This window comes from Nocardioides epinepheli (genome assembly GCF_037936805.1).
GTDB lineage: Bacteria > Actinomycetota > Actinomycetes > Propionibacteriales > Nocardioidaceae > Nocardioides.
Genome location: NZ_JBBMMC010000005.1, coordinates 75,188 through 98,850, shown reverse-complemented (window position 1 = coordinate 98,850; position 23,663 = coordinate 75,188). Strand labels below are relative to the sequence as shown.

Here is a 23,663-nt window from a genome sequence, read left to right as displayed (position 1 = left end):
GCACCGCTGCCGAGGGACGCGGGCGTGCTCGGTAAGTTGGCGGGGTGCGGTCGTTCCGGTTCCTGTTCAGTCGCCGGTGGCTGCTGTTCGCACTGGTCGTGGTGGTGCTGGCGACGTTCGCGTGGTGGCTCGGCGAGTGGCAGTTCGGGCGCCTGGAGGACCGCAAGGAGCGCAATGCCACCGTGCGGGCCAACGAGGACCACGCCCCCACGCCGGTCGAGGACGTACTCGCGCCCCCGGGCGGGGAGCTGCCGCGCGATCAGGAGTGGCGGGTGGTCACCGCCACCGGTACCTACGCCGTCGACGACACGGTCGTGGTCCGCTACCGAACCCGCGACGGCCAGGCCGGGGTCGACGTCGTGGTGCCGCTGGTCACCGCCGACGGCACCGCCGTCGTCGTCGACCGGGGCTGGCTGGCCACCGAGAACCGCGGCACGGCGGACCCCGAGGGCGTGCCCGAGCCGCCCAGCGGCGAGGTGACGATCACCGGCTGGGCCCGGGTGGACGGCTCGGGCGACAGCACCAGGGTCGATGACCACTCCACCCGCGCGATCGACAGTGCTCGGATCGGGGAGGCCATCTCGCGCCCGGTGTACGGCGGCTTCGTCGACCTGCGCTCGGAGGACCCGGAGCCGGCGCAGGCTCTGGAGCCCGTCGAGCTGCCCGAGCTCGACAACGGCCCCCACTTCTTCTACGGCCTCCAGTGGTGGTTCTTCGGGATCCTCGCGCTCTTCGGCTTCGGCTACCTCGCCTACGACGAGCACCGCCGCGGCCCGCGCGGCGATCGGCCGAGGCGCGACCAGCGACAGCCACGGGAGCGACGCACCAACGTCCCAGCGGGCAGCCAGCTCCCGAGCCGACGCGAGCGGCGCGCGCAGCGTGAGGCCGCACAGGCCGGACAGGGCGCACAAGGCGCCGAGGGCGCGGATCAGAGCGCGCGGAGCATCCCGCCGTCGACCGGCACCATCGCGCCGGACACGAACGACGCCGCGGGCGAGAGCAGGAACGCCGCCACCCGGCCGAACTCGGCCGGCTCGCCGTAGCGCCCGAGCGGGATCCCCCGGACCGCCGCTGCGCGAGCAGCAGCCGGGTCGCCGGAAGCCTCGTCGAGCTCGGCGACCCGCTCGGTGCCGACCCGGCCCGGAAGCAGGCCGTTGACCCGCACTCCGCGCGGGCCGAGCTCGTCGGCGAGCGTCTTGGCCACCATCGCCAGGCCCGGCCGCAGGCCGTTGGAGACCGCCATGTTCGCCAGCGGCGCTCGGACGCTGCTGGAGAGCACGAACGCCAGCGCGCCCCCGCCGGTCTCCTCGACGTCGTCGGCGATCGCGCCCCCGAGGTCTCGGCCCAGCCGCACGGCGCCGAGGAAGACCGACTCGAACGCCGTCGTCCACTGCTCGTCGCTGATGCCGCGCTCGCCCGCGACCGGACCGACCGGCGGTCCGCCGACCGAGATCAGGGCACCGTCGAGTCGTCCCCAGGTGTCTGCCGCCGCGGCGATCAGGCGTGCGGGGGTGTCGGGGTCGGCGTTGTCGGCGACGACCGTGGTGGCCGACTCCCCCAACGCCTCGGCCGCACCAGCCAGGGTCTCCGCGCTGCGGCCGGACAGCACGACCCGTGCGCCTTCGGCGACCAGCACGTCCGCGGTGGCCCGGCCCAGGCCGCGGGCGCCGCCGGTGATCACGTAGACGCGGTCGGTCACTTGGAGATCCATGATCCGACCGTAGCGGGCGCGGCTGGCAAGCCATGGGTGCCGGGGTTCGATCAGTCAACGGGCGCTCGCTGACGCTCGCTTGCTCAACCTCCGGCCGCGGCGCTCAACCTCCGGCGCAGGGATGTCCGGTGCGGTCGGTGGCTGTGGCGAGCGGTGGGGCGCCGACGCCGCAGTGGCTGAGCCACTGGGTCTCCGGCTCCGGCTGCTCGGTGGGCGTCGGCTCGGGTTCGAGGACGTCGTTGCGCACCGTCAGGGCAGCGAGCACTCCGCCGGCCACCAGCACCCCGGCCGAGATCCACATGGCGGTGCCGAAGCCGTCGTCACTCGCGTTCGCACCGGCGCCGCCGAAGCCCGCGAGCGCGGGGATGGCGGCCAGGGCCATGAGTCCGCCAGTGCGAGCCACCGCGTTGTTGACGCCGGAGGCCATGCCGGCGTTGTCGTCGGGCGCGGCACCCAGCGCGGCGGCGGTGAGCGGCGCGACGAGGATCGAGAGACCCAGACCGAAGACCAGCACGCCCGGCAGGACGCCGGTGAGGTAGTGGGTCCCCTCGCCGACGCCGGAAAGCAGCAGCAGGCCGGCGGCAGCGACGAAGGGGCCGACCGACAGCTGCAACCGCGGTCCGATCCGCGAGGCCAGCTGCCCCGATCTGGACGAGAGCAGCAGCATCAGCACGGTGACCGGCAGCAGCGCCGAGCCCGCGGCGATCGGGCCGAATCCGGAGCGCTCCTGGAGCTGGACCACCAGCAGGAAGAACACGACTCCGAACCCGCCGTAGATCAGGAAGGTCACCGCGTTGACGGCGCTGAACTGGAGGGAGCCGAAGGCGCGCAGCGGCAGGATCGGGTAGGGGGCACGCCGCTCCCGCACCGCGAACGCCGCCGCCGCGATCAACCCGATGCCGAGCGCGACGACCACGACATCGGGCCCGCGGCCGGACTCGATCAGCGCGAAGGTGAGCCCGGCGAGCGCCACGGCGCCGAGCAGGCCGCCGGACCAGTCGATGGGGGTGCCCTGAGCGGCTGCGTCGCGCGTCTCGGGGACGTGCTTGACGCACAGCCAGATCACCAGCGCGGCAAGGGGCAGGTTGATCAGGAACACCCAGCGCCAGGACACGACGTCGACCAGCCAGCCGCCGAGCAGCGGGCCGATCGCGGTGGCGACACCACCGAGACCGGACCAGGCGCCGATGGCTCGGGCGCGGTCGTCGGCGCGGAAGGACACCTGGAGGATCGCCAGGCTGCCCGGTGTGAGCAGCGCCGCCCCGACACCCTGCACCGTGCGCGCGGCGATCAGCGAGACGTCGTTCTGGCTCAGCCCGCACGCCAATGACGCCAGCGCGAACCAGATCACCCCGATCATGAAGATCCGGCGGCGTCCGAACCGGTCGCCGAGCGTGCCGCCGAGCAGGATGAACGAGGCGAGGGTGAGCGCATAGGCCGACACCGTCCACTGCAGTGCCACGAAGTCGGCGTCGAGGTCGGCACCGATCGCCGGCAGCGCGACGTTGACGACGGTGGCGTCGATCCCGGCGAGCCCGGACCCGAGCACCGTGGCCACCAGCACCCAGCGACCGGGGCCCGAGGAGAGGCGCAGCGACGGCTCGGGGCCGCCGACTCCCCCGGTCTCAGACATCGGCCGGGGTCCGTACGCCCTCGTCGGAGAGCTCGCTGGCGAACTGCGTGCGATACAGGTCGGCGTACAGGCCGCCGCGCGCCAGGAGCTCGGGGTGCGTGCCGAACTCGACGATCTCGCCGTCGTCGAGCACCAGGATCTGGTCGGCCTGACGCACCGTGGACAGCCGGTGGGCGATCACCAGCGACGTGCGGCCCTCCAACGCGGCGTCGAGAGCCCGCTGGACGGCGACCTCGGACTCGGAGTCGAGGTGCGCGGTAGCCTCGTCGAGGACGACGATCCCGGGCGCCTTGAGCAGCAGCCGGGCGATCGCGAGCCGCTGCCGCTCCCCGCCGGAGAGCCGGTAGCCGCGGTCGCCGACCACCGTGTCGAGGCCGTCGGGCAACGATCGCACCAGGCCGGCTACCTGGGCTGCCGCCAGCGCCTCCCAGATCTCCTCGTCGGTGGCGTCCGGTCGCGCGTAGCGCAGGTTGGCGCCGATGGTGTCGTGGAACATGTGGGCGTCCTGGGTGACGTAGCCGACGGCGTCCTCCAGCGACTGCAGGGTCACGTCGCGGACGTCGTGACCACCGACCCGGACGGCTCCGCCGTTGACGTCGTAGAGCCGGGCGACCAGGTGGGTGATCGTGCTCTTGCCGGCGCCCGACGGTCCGACCAGGGCGACCATCTCCCCCGGCTCGGCGACGAAGCCGACGTCGGTGAGCACCTGGACGGGCTCCTTGGAGACGCGTGAGTCGCTGCGGGCGAGGTTCTCCAGGGAGCCGAGCGAGACGTCCTCGGCGCGCGGGTAGGCGAAGGAGACGTGCTCGAACTCCAGACGGCCGGCGTCGGGCGGCAGCACGACCGCATCGTCCTTCTGCTGGATCAGCGAGGGCAGGTCGAGGACCTCGAAGACCCGCTCGAAGCTGACCAGGGCGGTCATCACGTCGACCCGCACGTTGGAGAGGCCCTGGAGCGGGCCGAGCAGACGCAGCAGCAGGGTGGCCAGGGCGAGCAGCGTCCCGATCGTGAGCTCTCCCTCGATCACCAACCAGCCACCGACCCCGTAGACCAGCGCGGTGGCCAGCGCCGGCACCAGGGTCATGGTCGCGGCGAAGATCCGGGTGATCAGGGAGATCCGCACGCCGAGGTCGCGCACGACGCCCGCCTTGGTGGCGAACAGGGCGTCCTCGTCGCGACGGCGTCCGAACAGCTTGAGCAGCATCGCACCGCCGACGTTGAACCGCTCGGTCATGGTGTTGCCGAGGTCGGCGTTGCCGTCCATCTGCTGGCGGGTCAGCCCGGCCAGGCGGGAACCGACCCACCGCGAGACCGCGAAGAGGATCGGGAACATCAACAGGCACAGCAAGGTGACCTGCCAGCTCAGGGCCACCATCGCCACGCCCACCACGATCACCGCGATGGTGTTGGACACCGTGGTCGACAGGGTCGAGGTGAACGCGCGCTGGGCGCCGACCACGTCGTTGTTGAGCCGCGAGACCAGGGCGCCGGTCTGGGTGCGGGTGAAGAACGCCAGCGACTGACGCTGCACGTGCGCGAAAACACGGGTGCGCAGGTCGAAGATCAGGCCCTCACCGATGCGGGAGGACAGCCATCCCGACAGGACGCCGAGGACCGCACCGAAGACCGCGAACCCGGCCATCGCGATCGCGATCCACACGACCACGCTGACGTCGCGGGCCACGATGCCGTCGTCGACGACTCGCTGCACCAGCAACGGCGTGACGACCACCGTAGCGGCGTCGACGACGGTGAGAGCCAGGAAGACCGCGATCAGCCTGCGGTGCGGCTTGGCGAAGCCGATGATCCTCCGGATGGTCTCCCGCGAGACCCGGCGGTCGACGACGCTGCGATCGGCGCGCAGGGAGCGCCAGGCCATCATGGCGTTGCCACCCGAGCCCATCGAGGACATCACCCACCACCGTTCTTCTCGTGCTTCGGCTCAGCTCCCGAGCAGCGCCGCCATCTCCCGGAACCGCCGCGCCTGGGCCTCACGCTCCAGTCGGCACTGGGTCTCGAGGTCACGGCCAGCGGCACCGAGCAGCAATGCCTTGGTCTCGCGCACCGCGTCGGGCAGCGGTGCGCTGAGGGCGGCGAGGAGGTCTCCCAACGCCTCGTCGAGCCGGTCGGACGGAACCGCGTCGAGCACGAGCCCGATGCGTGCCGCCTCCTCGGCGCCGACGTTGCGTGCGGTGGCGCAGATCTCGAGCGCCCTCGGGTAGCCAACACGCTCCACCAGCGGCTTTGTTCCCGTGAGGTCGGGCACCAGGCCCAGCGCGCTCTCCTTCATGCAGAACGTCGCGTCGTCGGCGGCCAGGATCAGGTCGCAGGACAAGGCGAGCTGGAAGCCGGCGCCGATCGCATAGCCATCGACGACGGCGATCGAGACGATGCGCGGGTCGCGCAGCCAGGTGAAGCCCGCCTGGTACTCCGCGATGGTGTCGGCGATCTCCTGGTCGCTGCGCGGGATCAGGTCGGCGACGCTCTCCTCGCCCGGGCCGGCCCCAGGCATCAGCAGGTTGCGGTCGAGGCCGGCCGAGAACGTGTGGCCCGCGCCTCGGACGATCACCACCCGGACGTCGTCGGGCAGCTGTGCGCCGATCGCGGCCAGCGTGCGCCACATGGTCGGGGTCTGGGCGTTGCGGACCTCCGGCCGGTCGAGGGTGATGAGGGCGGTCGCGCCGTCGACGTCGTAGCGCAGGTGCGCGCGCTCGAGCTGCTCGGCGGTCAGCGGGGTGTTCGCGGGTGAGGCGTCGGTGCTCATGGGGGCAGTCTAGAAGTCGTCGCCGACAGCCCTTGATCTCAACCTAACTTGAAGTTGAAGACTCGGTTCCAACACACCACGAAGCCCGTCAACCCTTGGAGTTGGACATGCCTGTCGCACTCGTCACCGGAGGCTCGGCCGGACTCGGCCGCGCGCTCGTACACACCCTCAGTGACCGGGGGTGGACGGTCGTCACCGACGCCCGTGACCCCGATCGCCTCACCGCAGCCGTCGACGGGCTCGCAGCCGTGGTCCCGGTGCCCGGCGACGTCACCGATCCCGCACACCAGGAGGCGCTGGCCCGCGAGGTGGCATGGCTGGGCCGGCTCGACCTGCTCGTGCACAACGCCAGCACGCTGGGCCCACTCCCCATGCGACCGCTGCGCGAGACCACCACCGACGAGCTGCTGGCCACCTGGCACACCAACGCTGCCGCGCCGCTCGCGCTGACCCGGCTGCTGCTCCCCCACCTGCGCAAGGCCGACGGCGTCGTCGTGTCGATCTCCAGCGACGCCGCGGTGGAGCACTACGAGACCTGGGGGGCGTATGCGGCAGGCAAGGCCGCGCTCGACCACCTCACGCTCACCCTGGCCGCCGAGGAGGGCCTGACGGCCTACGCGGTGGACCCAGGCGACATGCGCACCGCGATGCACCAGGACGCCTTCCCCGGAGAGGACATCTCCGACCGGCCACTCCCCGACGCCGTCGTCCCGGGCTTCCTCGGGCTGCTCGAGCAGCGACCGGCCAGCGGGCGCTACCGCGCGGCGTCCTTCCTCAGCCCACACGAGGCTGTGGAGGTGCCCGCGTGAATACCCTCGCCGAGCATCCGACGACGCGCTTCCAGCCGCCACCGGACGCCTTCGCTCCGGCTCCGGCCGAGGAGCGCGGTGTGGCCCGCGGCGCGACCCGTCTGCTGGTGGCGACCCGCGACGGCATCAGTCACGCCCACTTCCACGACCTCGCCGAGCACCTGCGGCCCGGCGACCTGGTCGTCGTGAACAACTCCGCGGTGGTGCCGGCTCAGCTCGATGCGCGGTCCACCCGGCACGGTGCGGTGGTCGTGCACCTGGCGACGCCGCTCGACGACGGCACCTGGGTCGTCGAGGTCCGCACGGCGCCCGACGCGTCCCGTGCCGTCCTCGACGGCCAGCCGGGAGACCGGATCACCGCCGCCGGAGCCACCTTCGACCTGCTCGAGCCGTATCCGCACGACGGCTCCTCCCCGACCGGGCACGGCAACCGGCTGTGGCGCGCCCATGCGGTCGGCGACGTCGGCCGCACGCTGCAGCGGTACGGCCGGCCGATCGCCTACGGCTACCTCGACCGCCCCTACCCGCTCACGGCCTACCAGACGGTGTTCGCCACGCGCCCCGGCAGCGCGGAGATGCCGTCGGCAGCCCGTCCGTTCACCGCCGAGCTGGTGACCCGCCTGGTGGCGCAGGGGGTCGGCGTCGTCCCGATCACGCTGCACACCGGCGTGTCGTCGCAGGAGGCCGGGGAGGCGCCGCAGGTGGAGCGGTTCGAGGTGAGCGACGCGACCGCCCGCGCCGTCAACGCCGCGCGCGCCGGGGGTGGCCGGATCGTCGCGGTGGGCACGACGGTGACCCGCGCGCTCGAGTCCGCCGTCGACGGCGACCGGCTCGTCGCCCGCGCCGGCTGGACCGAACGCGTGGTCACTCCCGGCGACCCGCCCCTCATCGTGAGCGGCCTGATCAGCGGGTGGCACGACCCCGCGGCGTCCCACCTGCTGCTGGTCGAGGCCGTAGCGGGCCCGCGACTCACCCAGGCCGCCTACGACGCCGCCGTCACCGGCGGCTACCTGTGGCACGAGTTCGGCGACGGTGCGCTTTCCTACCCTGAACCCGCCGGAGCCAGCGGGCGGCACCACACCAGCCGAGTCTCCGCACCCCGCCGGAGGTTGAGCAAGCGAGTGCCAGCGAGCGCCGACGAAACCCCGGCAACCCTTCCCTGCCAACGTCCCAGAGGACCCTCACGAGGTTTCGTCAGCGCGGACGAGTTCGATCCTCACTCGCCCGCTTGCTCAACCTCCACACGCCCGGCTAGGCCAGCGACACCAGGTCGGCGTAGTCCTCGCTCCACAGGTCCTCGTCGCCGTCGGGGAGCAGCAGCACTCGGTCCGGCTCGAGCGCGCGGACGGCGCCCTCGTCGTGGGTGACCAGGATGATCGCGCCCTCGTAGCTGCGGATCGCGGCCAGCACCTCCTCGCGGGAGGCCGGGTCGAGGTTGTTGGTGGGCTCGTCGAGCAGCAGCACGTTGGCGCTGGAGACGACCAGCGAGGCCAGGGCCAACCGGGTCTTCTCGCCGCCCGACAGCACCCCGGCGGGCTTGTTGGCGTCGTCGCCGGAGAACAGGAACGAGCCCAGAACCGAACGGGCCTCGGTGTCGGTGAGCTGCGGAGCGGCGCTCTGCATGTTCTCCAGCACCGTGCGCTTGGTGTCGAGGGTCTCGTGCTCCTGGGCGTAGTAGCCGATCTTCAGGCCGTGCCCGGGCGTGACCTCTCCGGTGTCGGGCTGGTCGACGCCCGCGAGGATCCGCAGCATCGTGGTCTTGCCGGCCCCGTTGAGGCCGAGGATGACCACGCGCGAGCCCTTGTCGATGGCCAGGTCGACGTCGGTGAAGACCTCCAGCGAGCCGTAGGACTTCGACAGCTCGCTGCCGGTGAGCGGTGTCTTGCCGCACGGCGCCGGTGCCGGGAACTTGATCCGCGCCACCTTGTCGGCCTGGCGCTCGGCCTCGACGCCGGCGAGCATCTTCTCCGCGCGCTTGAGCATCGACTGCGCCGCCTGGGCCTTGGTGGCCTTCGCGCGCATCTTGTTGGCCTGGTCGGTGAGCGTCTTGGCCTTGTTCTCGGCGTTGGCCCGCTCCCGCTTGCGGCGCTTCTCGTCGGTCTCGCGCTGGGTGAGGTAGTTGCGCCAGCCCATGTTGTAGACGTCCATGACGCAGCGGTTGGCGTCGAGGTGGAGCACCCGGTTCACGGTCTGCTCCAGCAGGGCGTTGTCGTGGCTGATCACGATGAAGCCGCCCTTGTAGGACTTCAGGAACTCGCGCAGCCACACGATGGAGTCGGCGTCGAGGTGGTTGGTGGGCTCGTCGAGGATCAGCACCTCGGCGTTGGAGAACAGGATGCGGGCCAGCTCGACGCGACGCCGCTGACCGCCCGAGAGGGTCTTCAGCGGCTGGCCGAGCAGCCGCTCCTCGATGCCGAGGCTGGCGGCGATCGTCGCGGCCTCCGACTCCGCGGCGTAGCCACCGCCGGCGTGCATCTCGTCGTCGGCCCGGGCGTAGCGGCGCATCGCGCGCTCGCGGACGTTGGGGTCGTCGCTGGCCATCTGCTCCTCGGCCTGGCGCATCTTGCGGACGACGGCGTCCAGGCCGCGCGCGGACAGGATCCGCTCGCGGGCCAGCACCTCGGGGTCGCCGGTGCGGGGGTCCTGGGGCAGGTAGCCGACCTCGCCGACGCGGGTCACGTTGCCCGCCGCGGGCAGTGCGTCGCCGGCGAGGATCTTGGTGAGGGTGGTCTTCCCGGCGCCGTTGCGGCCGACGAGACCGACCTTGTCGCCGGCGGTGACCCGGAACGAGACGTCCTCCATGAGGAGCCGGGCACCCGCCCGGACCTCGAGCTGGTGCGCGGTGATCATGGTGTCCCGATCCTACGGTCGGCGCGGGCCCGCGACCCCATCGGCGCGGGTGTACTCCGTCACCCGCCCGGCAGGACTAATGTGCCGCCATGCGCTTCAACCCCAAGGCCAGACTCGACACCGGACGCATGTCTGACGCCGGACGCGGAGGCGGCGGCGGAGGCGGGGGTCTGGGCGGCGGTGGCGGACGGATCCCGATCCCCGGCGGCCTGGCCGGTGGCGGCGGGATCCTCGGCGTCATCGTGGTGATCGTGTTCGTGGCCATCCAGCTGCTCGGCGGAGGCGGAGGCGGAGGCGGTACTGGACTCCCGGGAGGCACCGACCTGAACGCGAGCCGGTTCACCGACACCGGCCGCTACGAGAACTGCAAGACCGGCGAGGACGCCAACAACAGCACCGACTGCGCCCGCGTCGCCGTCGAGAACTCGTTGACCTCCTTCTGGGAGGGCGAGCTCGGCGGCAAGTTCCATCCCGAGAAGGGCATCACGACGTTCTCGGGCTCGATCGACACCGCCTGCGGGGGTGCGACGTCGGCCGTCGGGCCGTTCTACTGCCCCACCGACGAGACCATCTACCTCGACGACACCTTCTTCAAGGACGTCCTCGAGGGCCAGCTGCGCGGCCCAGCGGGTGCGTTCGTGGAGCCCTACGTGCTCGCCCACGAGTACGGCCACCACATCTCCAACCTGATCGGCACCCTCGGCGCGGTCAAGGGTGGCACCGGCCCGCAGAGCGACGGCGTCCGCCTCGAACTGCAGGCCGACTGCTTCGCCGGCATGTGGACCAAGCACGCCACCCAGACCGAGGACGCCGACGGCAACGTGCTGATCCAGGAGCTGTCCCAGGAGGACATCGACAACGCCCTCGCGGCCGCCAAGACCGTGGGCGACGACTACATCCAGAAGCGCAGCGGCGGATCGGTAGACGAGGAGTCCTGGACCCACGGCTCCTCGGCCCAGCGCCAGAAGTGGTTCAACATCGGCTACACCGAAGGCACCATGCAGGCCTGCGACACCTTCGGAGCCCGCACGGTCTGACCCCTACCGAACGCCGAGTCGGCAGTTGTGTTGAGCACAAGTGCCGACTCGGCGTGAAGGAAGGGTCACCAGCCGAGCAGGGCCTCGACGGCGGTCGCCTGGCGCTGGAGGGCGCGCAGGTACGGAGCCACGGCGGGGTGGCGGAACTTGCCGGCCAGCGCGCCCTCGCCGCCGGCGACGCGGGCGAGGGCCCAGTCGGCGCGGGTGAAGGCGGTGTAGACGGCGGTCACCCGCGCACCGAGGACGACGTCGTCGCGATCGACGCCGGCCACGCCCGACGCCGGGTGGTCGGCCAGGCCCATCAGGTAGGCGTCCAGGAGCGGCTCGAACTCCTCGCGCGCGGTAAGGCAGAAGTAGCCGAGGTCACCGCCGACGGGTCCGTAGCCGAGCGTCGCCCAGTCGATCGCGATCGCGTCGTCGCCGTCTCGACCGGGCAGGTTCGTGTGCGAGGGGTCGCCGTGCTGCGGCACCGATGGCAGCGCGTCCAGGAGATCGAGGAACGCCCCGCGTTTCGACCACAGGTGCTCGGCGACGTCGGAGGCCGTCGTCCGGCACAGCGTCGGCCAGCCGCCGGCGCGGTGCTCGGTGCGGGCCAGCCGGCGACGCAGCAGGTCCCGGGCCAGGAACCGCGGCCGCGGCAGCTCGACGCCGGCGAACCGGCCCATCGCCATCGCGACGAACAGGCCGCTGCTGGCGGCGTCCTCCACCCACGGCCGGGTGATCGTGATGCCGGCGGGGTCCTCCTCCACCGACCCGGACACCGCGCGCAGGCCCCGCGTGGCCGAGACCAGCCCGGTCTCCAGCACGTCGGCCTCGCGTCGCCAGTACGCCGGACTCGTCGGGTCGGAGAGCTCGGCGGGGTCACCGTGCGTCGGCGCCGCCAGCCTCTTGATCACGACCGGCTGATCGCCCAGTGCCGCGCGCCAGACCCCTACGGTCGACGCACCGGTGCCTCCGGGCAGGGCGTGCCACCCCGGCTCGGGCTCCCACATGATCGGGACGCTACTTCATCGGCGGCGCTGCGGAGGCGTTCACCACGCTGACCGAGATCGCCGTCGCGTCCCGCACCGCCTGCTCCAGGACACCGCGGCGCGGGTCCGGGACGGCGAGCCAGCGGGTCGCGACCTGGAATCCGGAGAGTCGCCGGTCGGCCAGGACCTCCTCCACCGCGGCCCGGTCGCCGCCGGTGACCAGCGGCCACAGTCGCCGCTCGTGTCCGGCGAGGATCCGCGCGGCATGGTCGGCGGCCGCCTCGTAGGCCTGGCGTGCCTGGTTGTCGCGCCGTCGCGCGAACCGCTGCTGCGACTGCCCACCGGCCTTGGTGCGCCCCTGCACGTGCCGCTGGCCCACCTTCGAGGCCACGATCCGCTCCCCCGCCACCCGCGCCACCGCGAAGCCGCCCTTGCGCACCAGCAGGATCCCCCAGTCCTCCGGCAGCGCCAGCGGCGCCACGAACGCGGCCGGGTCGGCGGCGGTGTCGTAGTCGCGGTCGAAGGGCAGCCGCGCCTCGAAGCGCGAGCCGTCCTCGGCCCGTCCACTCAGCACGCCCGCGGCCACCGAGTACGACGTCGCACCGTGCCCACGCTCGAAGTTCTCCACCCACCGCTGCCACCGCGCGACGGGGAGGTAGACGTCGGGCACGCGCGCGAACCTACCCGATGTCGCGGCGCCGGAACGCGCCGAACGCGGCTGCCGTCACGGCCGCAGCCACCACCGCCACGGTGAGGATCGGCAACGCGGCGACGGGCTCGGCGGGTGCGGAGGCCAGCGCGTCGAACGGCGAGAGCCGCTGCAGGGCGTCCGGGATCGACCACAGCGGGCCGAACATCATGACGACGAACGCCCACGCGAGCACCGCCCACGCCAGGACCGCCGCACGCGGCACGAGCGCGAGCAACAGCCAGGCCACGGCCGCGCACAGGAACACCGGGGCGACGTACTCGAGGACCGGCAGCGAGAACCGCATCGAGTGATCCCAGGAACCGGTGGCCAGGGAGTATCCGACTCCGATGCCGAGGCCGCCGGCGGCCAGCACCACCACGGCACCGACGCCGGTGAGTACGACATGTCCGGCCAGCCAGCGGGCGCGCGAGAGACCGGTGCTCAGCAGCAGCTCCAGGGTGCCGTCGTCCTCCTCGCCCCGCGGGCGCAGCGCGCTGGAGATCGCGAAGCCGGTGGCCAGGAGGGCCATCATCAGCAGCGCGGTGGCGTAGAAGCCGTCGACGACGTCACCGCTGCCCACGAACACCTCGCGCGTGGTCGCCGAGTCACCGATGAGGGCGCCCACGTCGTTGCCGATCGAGCCGAAGGCGAGCCCGCCCACCAGGAGCCCGGCGGTCCACCACACGATCGCGCTGCGCTGTAGTCGCCAGGCCAGCGCGAGCCCGCTTCCGAGTCGGCCGCGTGCCGGCCCGGGGCGGTCGGCCAGAAGACCGGCGCCGTAGTCGCGCCGCACCAGCACCGCGCAGGCGACGGCCGTGTTGAGCGCTGTCGCCGCGACCAGCAGACCGGCCGGCCACCACCGGAGCCCGGAGAACGGGTACATCGCCTGGTACCAGCCGATCGGCGAGAGCCAGCTCAGACCGGAGCCGGCCACGTCGCCGATCGCGCGCAGGCCGTAGGCGACGCCGATCGCGGCGCCCGTCATGCCGTACGCCGCGCGGGTGCTGCCCACGAGCTGCGCGGCGAGCAGGGCGACTCCGGTGAAGGTCCAGCCCACCAGGGTGAGTCCGAGACCGGTGGCGATCGAGTCCGCGACGGCGAGCGGGTAGGTCGCCAGCGCCACCGCCAGCACGATGCCGACGACCAGGCAGGCACCGCCGGCGAGGGTCGCGGCGGCGGCCACTTGCGCGTAGCGCCCGACCGGCTGGGATCGCACCAGCTCGCCGCGGCTGCTCTCCTCCTCGGCCCGGGTGTGGCGTCCGACCAGGAACATCGCCATCAGCGCGATCAGCACGGCGCCGAACGCGGAGGCCTGCCAGAACACCTGGCCACCGATGGTGTTCAGGGCGCGGGTCGGGCCCGCGAGTGCGATGAAGGCGGAGTTGTCGACGAGGGTGGCCGCCACCTTGTCGAGCTCGGCCTGGGTCTTGTAGAGACCGTCGACGCTGACGGCCTGCGACCAGTACAGGATCGTGATCCCGACGGTCCAGGCCAGCACCTGCCACCAGTCGCGGCGCAGGAACGACCGGAGCAGGACGCCGTACCCGGTCATGACCGTGCCGCTTCCACCACATCGGGCTCGTCGGGCTGGTCGCCGTAGTGGCGCAGGAAGAGCTCCTCCAGCGTCGGTGGCTGGCAGGTCAGGGAGCGGACGCCGGAGGCGACCAGCGCACGCAGCGCCGGGTCGAGGCGTGCGGTCTCGACCGAGAACCGCACGCGGTCGCCCTCCACGTCGAGGTCGTGGACGCCGTCGAGCCGGTCCAGCCCCGTCGCCGGCCCCGCCAGCTCAGCGCTCACCGCCGTGCGGGTCAGGTGCCGCAGCTCGGCGAGCGTGCCGGTCTCCACGGTGCGCCCGGCGCGGATGATGCTCACCCGATCGCACAGGCGCTCGACCTCGGCGAGGATGTGGCTCGACAGCAGCACGGTGTGGCCTTCGGCGCGGAACTCCTCGACGCAGTCGGTGAAGACCGCCTCCATCAACGGATCGAGCCCCGAGGTCGGCTCGTCGAGCAGGAGGAGGTCGACGTCGGAGGCCAACGCCGCGACGAGCGCCACCTTCTGGCGGTTGCCCTTGCTGTAGGCGCGGCCCTTCTTCGTCGGGTCGAGCTCGAACCTCTCGACGAGGTCCGCGCGGCGCCGTTCGTCCAGGCCGCCGCGCAGCCGGCCGAGCAGGTCGATCACCTCGCCGCCGCTCAGGTTCGGCCAGAGGCTCACGTCGCCCGGCACGTAGGCGAGGCGGCGATGGAGGGTGGCCGCGTCCCGCCAGGGGTCCCCGCCGAGCAGGCGCAGCTCGCCGGAGTCGGCCCGGAGCAGGCCGAGCAGTACGCGGATGGTCGTCGACTTGCCGGCACCGTTGGGGCCGAGGAAGCCGTGTATCTCGCTCTCGGCGACCTGGAGGTCCAGGCCGTCGAGCGCGCGGGTGTGTCCGAACGTCTTGACGAGGCGCTGGACCTCGATCGCGGTCATCCCTCCACAGTACTCACGATTCAGCGAATTGTGAATGTTCTAAACTACCGACATGACTGACGCTCGCCAGGCCGCCGCGGAGCGGATCGGCGGTGCCCTCGGGGACGCCGGCATGGTCCGGCTCCCCGCCCGCATCTTCGCCGCGCTGATGGTCGCCGACAGCGGGCGGATGACCTCCGCCGAGCTCGCGGAGTTCCTCGAGGTCAGTCCTGCCGGGATCTCCGGGGCGATCCGCTACCTCACACCGCTCGGATTCGTCAGACGCGAGCGCGAGCGCGGGTCCCGGCGCGACGTCTATGTCGTCGACGACGACGCCTGGCACGAGGGGATGACCCAGCACGACCAGATCTACGCCCCGATCCGCGCCGCCCTCACCGCGGCCGCCGGCGGCCTGGACGACGGGCGGGCCCGCCAGCGGATCCTGCTGGCCGTCGAGTTCCTGGAGTTCATGTCCGCCGAGCTCGACGGGATCGCCGAGCGCTGGGAGGAACACAAGCGCCGCCTCGCCGACACCTGAGGCCGGTCGCGAGGCTCTTCGGCCGGAGGTTGAGCAAGCGAGCGCAAGCGAGCGCCGACGAAACCCCGGCAACCTGCGCTGCCAGGATTCCCGAGACCGGTCACGAGGTTTCGTCGGCGCGGGACGAGCTCGTTCCTCACTCGTCCCGCTTGCTCAACCTCCGAGGCGTGGTGACGCGGTCCGACCGAGCCGCCTCGCCGACACCTGAGGCCGGTCCCCCGACAAGACCCCGACGACCGACGCTGCCAGGGGTCCCGGGCCGGTCGCGAGGCTCGCCGGCCGGAGGTTGAGCAAGCGAGCGCAAGCGAGCGCCGACGAAACCCCGGCTACCTGCGCTGCCAGGGCTCCCGAGACCGGTTACGAGGTTTCGTCTGCGCGGGACGAGCTCGTTCCTCACTCGTCCCGCTTGCTCAACCTCCGAGGCGTGGTGGCTCGGTCCGAGCGGCGACCGGGTCTCGACCCGCCGTCACGGCCTCGCAGGCTCGGCCGTGGGCTCGCTCGACCTCTTCGGGTCTTGAGTCCGCTCGTTCCTCGCGGACTCAAGCCTCAGACGTTAAAGCCCAGGGCGCGCAGCTGCTCGCGGCCGTCGTCGGTGATCTTGTCCGGGCCCCACGGGGGCATCCAGACCCAGTTGATGGCGACGTCGTTGACCAGGCCCTCGAGCGCCTGGGTGGTCTGGTCCTGGATCACGTCGGTGAGCGGGCAGGCCGCGGAGGTGAGGGTCATGTCGATGACGCAGTTGTGGCCCTCGTCGAGGTGGATGTCGTAGACGAGGCCGAGGTCGACGACGTTGATGCCGAGCTCGGGGTCCACGACGTCCTTCATCGCCTCGGTGACGTCGTCGACGGCGACCGTCGACGTGCCGGCCGGTGCCGCACCCGACGCCTCGGGGACGTCGGGCAGATCGCTGTGGTCGGGCTGCTGCTGGTCGGGGGTGGTCTCAGCCATGCTGTGCCTCCAAAGACTGGGTCGTGGCGTCCTTCCAGGCCATCCACGACAGTAGTGCGCACTTCACGCGCGCGGGGAACTTGGCGACGCCGGCGAAGGCGATGCCGTCCTCCAGGACGTCCTCGTCGGGCTCGACCTGGCCCTTGCCCTGCATGAGGGTGAGGAAGTCCTGGTAGATCGCCATCGCCTCGTCGACCGGCTTGCCGATGACGAGGTCGGCGAGCACCGACGCCGATGCCTGGGAGATCGAGCAGCCCAGGGCGTCGTAGGAGACGTCGGCGATCACGCCGTCCGCGACGTGGACCCGGAGCGTCACCTCGTCGCCGCAGGTCGGGTTGACGTGGTGCACCTCGGCCTCGTAGGGCTCGCGAAGACCTGCGTGGTGGGGGTTCTTGTAGTGGTCCAGGATGATGTCCTGGTACAGCGCGTCGAGATCCATGTCGCTCAATCCAACTTGAAGTACGAGCGGGTGTATTCCAGCGCATCGACCAGCGCGTCGATCTCTTCCGGCGTCGTGTAGAGGTACGACGACATCCGGGTCGAGCTCTGCGCGCCGAACCGGGCGTGGGCCGGCTTGGCGCAGTGGTGTCCGGCGCGCACGGCGACGCCCTTGGAGTCCAGCACCTGGGCGATGTCATGCGGGTGCACCCCGTCGAGCTCGAAGGAGATCGCTCCCCCACGCTCGGCGGCGTCGAGCGGCCCGAGCACCCGCAGGCCGGGCACCGTGGCGAGGCCGTCGAGTGCGTAGCCGGTGATCGCGTGCTCGTGGTCGCGGACCTTGTCCAGGCCCAGGTGCCCGAGGTAGTCGACGGCCGCGCCCAGACCCACGGCCTCGACGATCGGCGGGGTCCCGGCCTCGAACTTGTGCGGGATCGGGGCGTAGGTGGAACCGCCCATCGTCACCGTCTCGATCATCTCGCCGCCGCCGTGGAACGGCGGGAGGTCGCCGAGCAGGTCGGCCCTGCCCCACAAGACGCCGATGCCGGTAGGACCCAGGACCTTGTGGCCGGTGAACACCAGTACGTCGGGGCGCTCCTCGGCCGGCATCGCCGCCAGGTCGATGGGCAGCTGCGGGGCGGCCTGGGAGGCATCGACGACGACGATCGCGCCGACCTCGTGGGCGCGCCGGGTGATCTCCGCGATCGGGTTGATCGTGCCGAGCATGTTGGACACCCAGGTGAGCGCGACGACCTTGGTGCGCTCGGTGAGCAGGTCGTCGATGCCGGTGAGGTCGAGGTGACCGTCGTCGGTGAGGCCGAACCAGCGCAGCGTGGCGCCGGTCCGCTCGGTGAGCAGCTGCCACGGCACGATGTTGGAGTGGTGCTCCATCTCGGTGATCACCACCTCGTCACCGGGCCCGACCTGGTACGGGCCGGGCCACGCGAGGGTGTTGGCGACCAGGTTGAGCGCCTCGGTGGCGTTCTTGGTGAAGATCACCTCGTCGCGACTGGGCGCGCCGAGGAAGGCCGCGACCTTGTCGCGCGCGGCCTCGAAGGCCTCGGTCGACTCCGCGCCGAGCTGGTGCATCGCCCGGGCGATATTGGCGTTGTGATGCTCGAGGTGGTCGACCATCGCGTCGATGACGCACTGCGGCTTCTGCGAGGTGTTGGCACTGTCGAGGTAGACCAGCGGCAGCCCGCCCGCCAGGGTGCGTTCGAGGATCGGGAAGTCCTTGCGGACCACCTCGAGCTCGGGGAGTAGACCGTTGATCATCGATCTGCCTTTCGGGGAACGTGCGCCGTGACGCGAGAAGCGGTGCTGGGCAAGGCGGAGGAGCGAAGGCGGCCTTTGAGCGAAGCGGCCGTCGAGCGACGACAACGCCGCCCAGTGCCGCTTATCGCTTCACGGCGAGGTACTTCTCGTAGCCGTTGGCCTCTAGCTCGTCGGCGAGCTCAGGACCACCGGACTCGGCGACCCGGCCGTCGACGAAGACGTGGACGTGGTCGGGCTTGATGTAGCGCAGGATCCGCGTGTAGTGGGTGATGAGCAGGACGCCCTTGCCGGCCTGCTCGCGGAACCGGTTGACGCCCTTGGAGACGACCTTGAGGGCATCGATGTCGAGGCCGGAGTCGGTCTCGTCGAGGATCGCGATCTTGGGGTCGAGCAGCTCGAGCTGAGCGATCTCGTGGCGCTTCTTCTCACCACCGGAGAAGCCCTCGTTCACCGAGCGCTGGGCGAAGGTCGGGTCGAGGTCGAGCTCCTTGAGCACCTCGTTGACGTCCTTGACCCAGGTGCGCAGCTTGGGGGCCTCGCCGTCGATTGCGGTCTTGGCGGTGCGCAGGAAGTTGGTCACCGAGACGCCGGGCACCTCGACGGGGTACTGCATCGCCAGGAACAGGCCGGCGCGGGCCCGCTCGTCGACGGTCATGTCGAGGATGTCGACGCCGTCGAGGGTGACGCTGCCGCCGGTGATCGTGTACTTCGGGTGGCCGGCGACCGAGTAGGCCAGCGTCGACTTGCCCGACCCGTTGGGGCCCATGATGGCGTGGGTCTCGTCGTCGCCGATGGTGAGGGTGACCCCCTTGAGGATCTCCTTGGGACCGTCCTCGGTGTCGACCGAGACGTGCAGGTCCTTGATCTCCAGCGTGCTCATGCGTGTCCTCGCTTAGCTGTGGCCGTGCGGCCGGTGGTGGGGCTGATGGTCTGTGTCGGGCGGTTCACTGGGGAGTCACCCCGTTGAGCGTGGTCGTGGTGTCGACGTAGATGCCGTCGTCGCGGACCTCGACCGGGAAGGTGGCCACCGGCTCGGTGGCCGGCAGCTGGAGCGGCTCGCCGGTGCGCAGGCTGAACTGCGAGCCGTGCAGCCAGCACTCGATGGTGCAGTCCTCGACGATTCCCTCGCTCAGCTCGACGTGGGCGTGGGTGCACAGGTTCTGCACGGCGAAGAACTCCGAGCCGCCGTCGGGCTTCTCGCAGCGGGCCACGGCGACGTCGTACTCGCCGATCGTGACCGGGAACGCCTCCTCGACCCCGACCTGGTCGGCGGCGCAGGCGAGCTCGAAGCTCACTTCTCGCCCTCCAGCAGCCGGGCGGTGGAGATGTTCTTGGCCAGCTCCTCCTCGACGGTCTCGGTGAGCTTCTGCTGCAGGGACGGCACGCCGATCTTGCGGATCAGGTCCTGGAAGAAGCCGTGCAGGACCAGGCGGCGCGCCTCGGGGTCGGAGATGCCGCGCGAGTGCAGGTAGAAGAGCTGCTCGTCGTCGAACCGGGCGGTGGCCGAGGCGTGCCCGGCGCCTTCGATGTCGCCGGTCTCGATCTCGAGGTTGGGCACCGAGTCGGCCTGGCAGCCGTCGGTGAGCACGAGGTTGCGGTTCTCCTCGTAGGTCTCGATGCCCTCGGCGACCTTGCGGATCAGCACGTTGCCGATCCACACCGTGTGGGCGCGCTCGCCCTGCAGGGCGCCCTTGTAGAGCACGTGGCTCTTGGTGCGCGGCTGGTTGTGGTCGGCGAAGAGCCGGTGCTCGAGGTGCTGGCCGGCGTCGGCGAAGTACAGGCCGAGCAGCTCGGCCTCGCCGCCCGGACCGGCGTACTCGACGTTGGCGTGCATCCGCACCACGTCGCCGCCGAAGGAGACCGAGGTGTGCTTGACGCTCGCGTCGCGACCCACCCGGATGGCGTCGCGGCCCAGGTGAACCGCGTCGTCGTCCCAGTCCTGGAGCGAGACGACGTTGACGGTGGCGCCGTCGCCGACCAGGAACGACTGGATCGTGCTGTAGGCGGCCGAGCCGGTGTGCACCAAGACGATGGTGACCTTGGCGTGGGCGCCGATGCGGTAGAGGACCTGCCCCCACACGACGTCGTCGGCCGACTCGCCGTGCAGCCGGATCACCACCGGCTCCTCGATCTCGGCCTCGGCCGGCACGTCGAGCAGAGCGCATCCGCCGGAGAGCTCGGCCGCCAGCGCGGCAGGCCGCTCGTTGGGCGGCAGCTCCCCGAGCTCACGGGCCTCGGCCTGGCTGACGCTGGTGAGGGTGACGCCCTCGGGCAGCGTGGTCTCCCACGTCAGGCAGGCCTCCGAGGGCGTGCCGTCGAGGAGGCCGCGCAGGCGCTTGAGCGGAGTGAACCGCCACACCTCCTCGCGCCCGGTGGGCACGGGGTGGTCGGCCAGGTCGTAGGACGGCGGGGGGTTGAGATGGGACTCGGGCGGCGCCTGCTCCAGGCTCGCGGCCACGCTGTCGCGGGCGGCATCGGTCACAGTCACGGTAGGGACTTTCTCTCTCGTTCAGGCTCGGTCGGGCACGGTTCGGCCCGGGACGGGCGCGGTGGGGTGCGGCGGCGGGTCAGCCGACGGCACCCTCCATCTGCAGCTCGATGAGCCGGTTCAGCTCCAGGGCGTACTCCATCGGGAGCTCCTTGGCGATCGGCTCGATGAAGCCGCGCACGATCATGGCCATCGCCTCGTCCTGCTCCATGCCGCGCGACATCAGGTAGAAGAGCTGGTCGTCGGAGACCTTCGAGACGCTGGCCTCGTGGCCCATCGACACGTCGTCCTCGCGGATGTCGACGTAGGGGTAGGTGTCGGAGCGGCTGATCTGGTCGACCAGGAGCGCGTCGCACAGGACGTTCGACTTCGAGCCGTGGGCGCCCTCGTTGACCTGCACCAGGCCGCGGTAGGACGAGCGGCCGCCGCCGCGCGCCACCGACTTGGACAGGATCGAGGACGAGGTGTTCGGCGCGGCGTGCACCATCTTCGAGCCGGTGTCCTGGTGCTGGCCCTCGCCGGCGAAGGCGATCGAGAGGGTCTCGCCCTTGGCGTGCTCCCCCATCAGGTAGACCGCGGGGTACTTCATGGTGACCTTGGAGCCGATGTTGCCGTCGACCCACTCCATCGTGGCCCCGGCCTCGCAGGTGGCGCGCTTGGTGACGAGGTTGTAGACGTTGTTGGACCAGTTCTGGATCGTCGTGTAGCGCACGCGGGCGCCCTTCTTCACGATGATCTCCACGACCGCGGAGTGCAGGGAGTCGGAGGAGTAGATCGGGGCGGTGCAGCCCTCGACGTAGTGCACGTAGGAGTCCTCGTCGGCGATGATGAGGGTCCGCTCGAACTGGCCCATGTTCTCGGTGTTGATCCGGAAGTAGGCCTGCAGCGGGATGTCGACGTGGACGCCCTTGGGCACGTAGATGAACGAGCCGCCCGACCACACCGCGGTGTTGAGCGCGGCGAACTTGTTGTCGCCGACCGGGATCACCGTGCCGAAGTACTCCTGGAAGATCTCCGGGTGCTCCTTGAGCGCGGTGTCGGTGTCGAGGAAGATCACGCCCTGCTGCTCGAGGTCCTCGCGGATCGAGTGGTAGACGACCTCGGACTCGTACTGGGCGGCGACGCCGGCCACGAGGCGCTGCTTCTCCGCCTCCGGGATACCGAGCTTGTCGTAGGTGTTCTTGATGTCCTCGGGCAGGTCCTCCCAGGTCTGGGCCTGCTTCTCCGAGGAGCGCACGAAGTACTTGATGTTGTCGAAGTCGATGCCGCCGAGGTCGGAGCCCCAGGTGGGCATGGGCTTGCGGCCGAAGAGCTTGAGGCCCTTGAGGCGCAGGTCGAGCATCCACTGCGGCTCGGACTTCTTCGAGGAGATGTCGCGCACGACGTCCTCGTTGAGTCCACGGGTCGCGGCAGCGCCCGCGACGTCGGCGTCGGCCCAACCGAAGTCGTAGCGACCGATGCCCTTGAGCTCGGGATTGCGGTCTTCGATGGAGGTCATGGGGTGACCGTCTCCTTCGTGGTTGTGGTGCCGGGAACGTCGGGGATACAGGTGGTGCAGACGCCGTCGCCGTGGGCGATGGTCGCCAGCCGCTGCACGTGGGTGTCGAGCACGCGGCTGATCGCCGCGGTCTCCTCCTCGCACAGCTGGGGGAACTCGTGGGCCACGTGGGAGACCGGGCAGTGCTGTTGGCACAGCTGGTCGCCGACCGGGGAGTCGCGCACCGAGGCGGCGTAGCCCTCGGCGGTGAAGACCCGGGCCAGCACCTCGGCCGGACGAAGGCCGGGCTCGGCGGCGGCGATCTCGGTGAAGCGCTTCTCGACGAAGCCGGCGCGGCGCCGGGCGAACTCGCGCACCGCGTCGTCGCCGCCGGTCTCGGCCAGGAAGCGCAGGGCCTCGGCCGCCAGGTCGTCGTAACGCTGGTCGAAGCCGTCGCGTCCGGACTCGGTGAGTGCGAACACCTTCGCCGGACGACCGCGTCCACGGCCGGCCGCCTTGCGCGGGTCGCGCGCCTCGACCGCGCCGTCCTCGAGCAGCTGGTCGAGGTGACGGCGCACGGCGGCGGGCGTCAGCTCGAGCCGGTCGGCCAGGGCGGCCGCCGTCGAGGGGCCCTCGACCAGGATCGACCGCGCGACGCGCTGGCGCGTCGTGCGGTCGGCACGGTCGGGAGCGAATTCCACAACACCAGTGTGCCGATAATGGCGGAGGGTCTTCAAGCAAGGTGACCCTTAGTGACCTGGCTCAACTCCCGGGCTCGGCTCCTGAGCGCTCGACCCCGGGTCGGGTGGACCACAGCCAGGCGAGGCCGAGGAAGGGCAGGACCAGCGGGAGGAAGCCGTAGCCCTGACCGAAGTGCGACCACACGGTCTTGTCGGGGAAGAGCTCGGTGTCGACGTAGGACAGCGTGCCGATGGTCAGGACGCCGATCAGCTCGATCGCGCACGCGACCACCGCCACCGTCCAGGCCCGGCGTCCGCCGAGCAGCAGGCAGGTGGTCGCGACCAGGTAGATCACCGCGGCGAACAGCGAGAGCCCGTAGGCCAACGGCGCGCGGCCGGCGTCGACGCCGAGCTGCACCAGGGATCGTCCGGTCGCCGCCACCGCGAAGACCCCGTAGACGAACACCAGGATCCGGCCGGGACCGGACTTCAGCTCACGCACCCGAGCCGTCCCAGATCGTGCCGAGGCGCAACTGGAGGGCGATCACGGTGAGTGCGGCCAGCAGCAGCACGGCCGTCCCGGCGCGGGTCCGCTCGGCGAGCGACCAGAACGCGCCGATGGGGAGCACCAGCAGGTTGCCGACGAGGTAGCCGACGAACAGCGCCGGCAGGATGTCGCGGTCGGTCTGGGTCAGCGCCACGATGCCGTAGACCAGCTGGACCAGCACCGCGACCTCGACGACGCCGAGCAGCACGAAGGTGCGGTCCTGGGCGGGCTCGTCCTTGATCAGCAGCACGACCGCGACCACCGCCGCGATCGCGGCGAGCGCGATGACGCTCACGGTCAGCCAGTCGGTCACGCTCTCACGATAGGAGTGTGTCCGCGTCGCCTCGACGACGGCCCGGCT

General features: G+C 71.2%; 24 protein-coding genes. 5 read left to right on the top strand and 19 right to left on the bottom strand.

Going from position 1 to position 23,663, the window contains the following annotated elements:
* Positions 1–44: 44 nt before the first annotated feature.
* The gene (locus WMR31_RS08550) at positions 45–1,043 is read left to right on the top strand and encodes an SURF1 family cytochrome oxidase biogenesis protein (protein ID WP_340538373.1); all 999 of its coding nucleotides are present in this window, start codon (positions 45–47) and stop codon (positions 1,041–1,043) included.
* On the opposite strand, the gene WMR31_RS08545 is transcribed toward WMR31_RS08550, so the two are convergent.
* The 4 genes from WMR31_RS08545 to WMR31_RS08530 form a co-directional block, all read right to left on the bottom strand.
* Positions 929–1,711 carry an SDR family oxidoreductase gene (locus WMR31_RS08545; RefSeq protein WP_340538372.1) on the bottom strand — a complete coding sequence of 261 codons (783 nt, stop codon included), beginning with the start codon at positions 1,709–1,711 and terminating at the stop codon, positions 929–931. The two genes, WMR31_RS08550 and WMR31_RS08545, sit on opposite strands and share 115 nt — an antisense overlap.
* A gap of 103 nt (positions 1,712–1,814) precedes the next feature.
* The gene (locus tag WMR31_RS08540) at positions 1,815–3,344 is read right to left on the bottom strand and encodes an MFS transporter (RefSeq protein WP_340538371.1); all 1,530 of its coding nucleotides are present in this window, start codon (positions 3,342–3,344) and stop codon (positions 1,815–1,817) included.
* The gene (locus WMR31_RS08535; RefSeq protein WP_340538370.1) at positions 3,337–5,256 is read right to left on the bottom strand and encodes an ABC transporter ATP-binding protein; all 1,920 of its coding nucleotides are present in this window, start codon (positions 5,254–5,256) and stop codon (positions 3,337–3,339) included. The genes WMR31_RS08540 and WMR31_RS08535 overlap by 8 nt, the downstream gene beginning before the upstream one ends.
* Positions 5,257–5,286: 30 nt before the next feature.
* Positions 5,287–6,108: an enoyl-CoA hydratase/isomerase family protein gene (locus WMR31_RS08530; protein ID WP_340538369.1), complete on the bottom strand. Its 822-nt coding sequence runs from the start codon at positions 6,106–6,108 to the stop codon at positions 5,287–5,289.
* A 107-nt stretch (positions 6,109–6,215) separates the two neighbouring features.
* Here WMR31_RS08530 and WMR31_RS08525 point away from each other — a divergent pair, with 107 nt between their 5' ends.
* Both WMR31_RS08525 and WMR31_RS08520 read left to right on the top strand, forming a co-directional pair.
* A complete protein-coding gene (locus WMR31_RS08525) occupies positions 6,216–6,917 on the top strand; it encodes an SDR family NAD(P)-dependent oxidoreductase (RefSeq protein WP_340538368.1) in 702 nt (233 codons plus the stop codon).
* Entirely contained in the window at positions 6,914–8,284 is a 1,371-nt protein-coding gene (locus WMR31_RS08520) for an S-adenosylmethionine:tRNA ribosyltransferase-isomerase (RefSeq protein WP_340538367.1), read from the top strand. The genes WMR31_RS08525 and WMR31_RS08520 overlap by 4 nt, the downstream gene beginning before the upstream one ends.
* On the opposite strand, the gene WMR31_RS08515 is transcribed toward WMR31_RS08520, so the two are convergent.
* Positions 8,169–9,767: an ABC-F family ATP-binding cassette domain-containing protein gene (locus WMR31_RS08515; protein WP_340538366.1), complete on the bottom strand. Its 1,599-nt coding sequence runs from the start codon at positions 9,765–9,767 to the stop codon at positions 8,169–8,171. The genes WMR31_RS08520 and WMR31_RS08515 overlap by 116 nt on opposite strands.
* Positions 9,768–9,856: 89 nt before the next feature.
* On the opposite strand from WMR31_RS08515, the gene ypfJ reads away from it, so the two are divergent.
* Complete coding sequence (gene ypfJ, locus WMR31_RS08510) at positions 9,857–10,804, top strand: KPN_02809 family neutral zinc metallopeptidase (protein WP_340538365.1); 948 nt, start codon at positions 9,857–9,859, stop codon at positions 10,802–10,804.
* Between the two features lie 65 nt (positions 10,805–10,869).
* Here the strand turns inward: ypfJ and WMR31_RS08505 are convergent, their stop codons facing one another.
* From WMR31_RS08505 to WMR31_RS08490, 4 genes are read right to left on the bottom strand one after another with little or no spacing between them, the layout of a single operon-like run.
* Positions 10,870–11,796 carry a phosphotransferase gene (locus WMR31_RS08505; protein WP_340538364.1) on the bottom strand — a complete coding sequence of 309 codons (927 nt, stop codon included), beginning with the start codon at positions 11,794–11,796 and terminating at the stop codon, positions 10,870–10,872.
* 10 nt (positions 11,797–11,806) lie between these two features.
* The gene (locus WMR31_RS08500; RefSeq protein WP_340538363.1) at positions 11,807–12,445 is read right to left on the bottom strand and encodes an acVLRF1 family peptidyl-tRNA hydrolase; all 639 of its coding nucleotides are present in this window, start codon (positions 12,443–12,445) and stop codon (positions 11,807–11,809) included.
* Positions 12,446–12,455: 10 nt separating this feature from the next.
* On the bottom strand, positions 12,456–14,018 hold the full coding sequence (locus tag WMR31_RS08495; protein ID WP_340538362.1) for an ABC transporter permease: 1,563 nt from the start codon (positions 14,016–14,018) through the stop codon (positions 12,456–12,458).
* On the bottom strand, positions 14,015–14,932 hold the full coding sequence (locus WMR31_RS08490) for an ABC transporter ATP-binding protein (RefSeq protein ID WP_340538361.1): 918 nt from the start codon (positions 14,930–14,932) through the stop codon (positions 14,015–14,017). The genes WMR31_RS08495 and WMR31_RS08490 overlap by 4 nt, the downstream gene beginning before the upstream one ends.
* 52 nt (positions 14,933–14,984) lie before the next feature.
* On the opposite strand from WMR31_RS08490, the gene WMR31_RS08485 reads away from it, so the two are divergent.
* Entirely contained in the window at positions 14,985–15,449 is a 465-nt protein-coding gene (locus tag WMR31_RS08485; protein WP_340538360.1) for a GbsR/MarR family transcriptional regulator, read from the top strand.
* 546 nt (positions 15,450–15,995) lie between these two features.
* Here WMR31_RS08485 and WMR31_RS08480 read toward each other — a convergent pair.
* The 10 genes from WMR31_RS08480 to WMR31_RS08435 all read right to left on the bottom strand — a co-directional run bounded on the left by WMR31_RS08480 (position 15,996) and on the right by WMR31_RS08435 (position 23,615).
* A complete protein-coding gene (locus WMR31_RS08480) occupies positions 15,996–16,397 on the bottom strand; it encodes a metal-sulfur cluster assembly factor (protein ID WP_340538359.1) in 402 nt (133 codons plus the stop codon).
* Complete coding sequence (sufU, locus tag WMR31_RS08475; RefSeq protein ID WP_340538358.1) at positions 16,390–16,836, bottom strand: Fe-S cluster assembly sulfur transfer protein SufU; 447 nt, start codon at positions 16,834–16,836, stop codon at positions 16,390–16,392. The genes WMR31_RS08480 and sufU overlap by 8 nt, the downstream gene beginning before the upstream one ends.
* Positions 16,837–16,841: 5 nt before the next feature.
* Entirely contained in the window at positions 16,842–18,110 is a 1,269-nt protein-coding gene (locus WMR31_RS08470) for a cysteine desulfurase (protein WP_340538357.1), read from the bottom strand.
* 121 nt (positions 18,111–18,231) lie between these two features.
* Positions 18,232–18,990 carry a Fe-S cluster assembly ATPase SufC gene (gene sufC, locus WMR31_RS08465; protein WP_340538356.1) on the bottom strand — a complete coding sequence of 253 codons (759 nt, stop codon included), beginning with the start codon at positions 18,988–18,990 and terminating at the stop codon, positions 18,232–18,234.
* A 64-nt stretch (positions 18,991–19,054) separates the two neighbouring features.
* Positions 19,055–19,405, bottom strand: coding sequence for a non-heme iron oxygenase ferredoxin subunit (locus tag WMR31_RS08460; RefSeq protein ID WP_340538355.1), 351 nt, complete (start codon positions 19,403–19,405; stop codon positions 19,055–19,057).
* The gene (gene sufD, locus WMR31_RS08455; RefSeq protein ID WP_340538354.1) at positions 19,402–20,598 is read right to left on the bottom strand and encodes a Fe-S cluster assembly protein SufD; all 1,197 of its coding nucleotides are present in this window, start codon (positions 20,596–20,598) and stop codon (positions 19,402–19,404) included. The genes WMR31_RS08460 and sufD overlap by 4 nt, the downstream gene beginning before the upstream one ends.
* A gap of 79 nt (positions 20,599–20,677) precedes the next feature.
* Entirely contained in the window at positions 20,678–22,096 is a 1,419-nt protein-coding gene (gene sufB, locus WMR31_RS08450) for a Fe-S cluster assembly protein SufB (protein WP_340538353.1), read from the bottom strand.
* Positions 22,093–22,776: a helix-turn-helix transcriptional regulator gene (locus WMR31_RS08445; protein ID WP_340538352.1), complete on the bottom strand. Its 684-nt coding sequence runs from the start codon at positions 22,774–22,776 to the stop codon at positions 22,093–22,095. Before WMR31_RS08445 ends, sufB begins: the two co-directional genes overlap by 4 nt.
* Positions 22,777–22,837: 61 nt before the next feature.
* Positions 22,838–23,257 (bottom strand): hypothetical protein, encoded by a 420-nt coding sequence (locus WMR31_RS08440; protein ID WP_340538351.1) that lies wholly within the window; start codon positions 23,255–23,257, stop codon positions 22,838–22,840.
* Complete coding sequence (locus WMR31_RS08435) at positions 23,250–23,615, bottom strand: hypothetical protein (RefSeq protein ID WP_340538350.1); 366 nt, start codon at positions 23,613–23,615, stop codon at positions 23,250–23,252. Before WMR31_RS08435 ends, WMR31_RS08440 begins: the two co-directional genes overlap by 8 nt.
* Between the last annotated feature and the right edge of the window lie 48 nt (positions 23,616–23,663).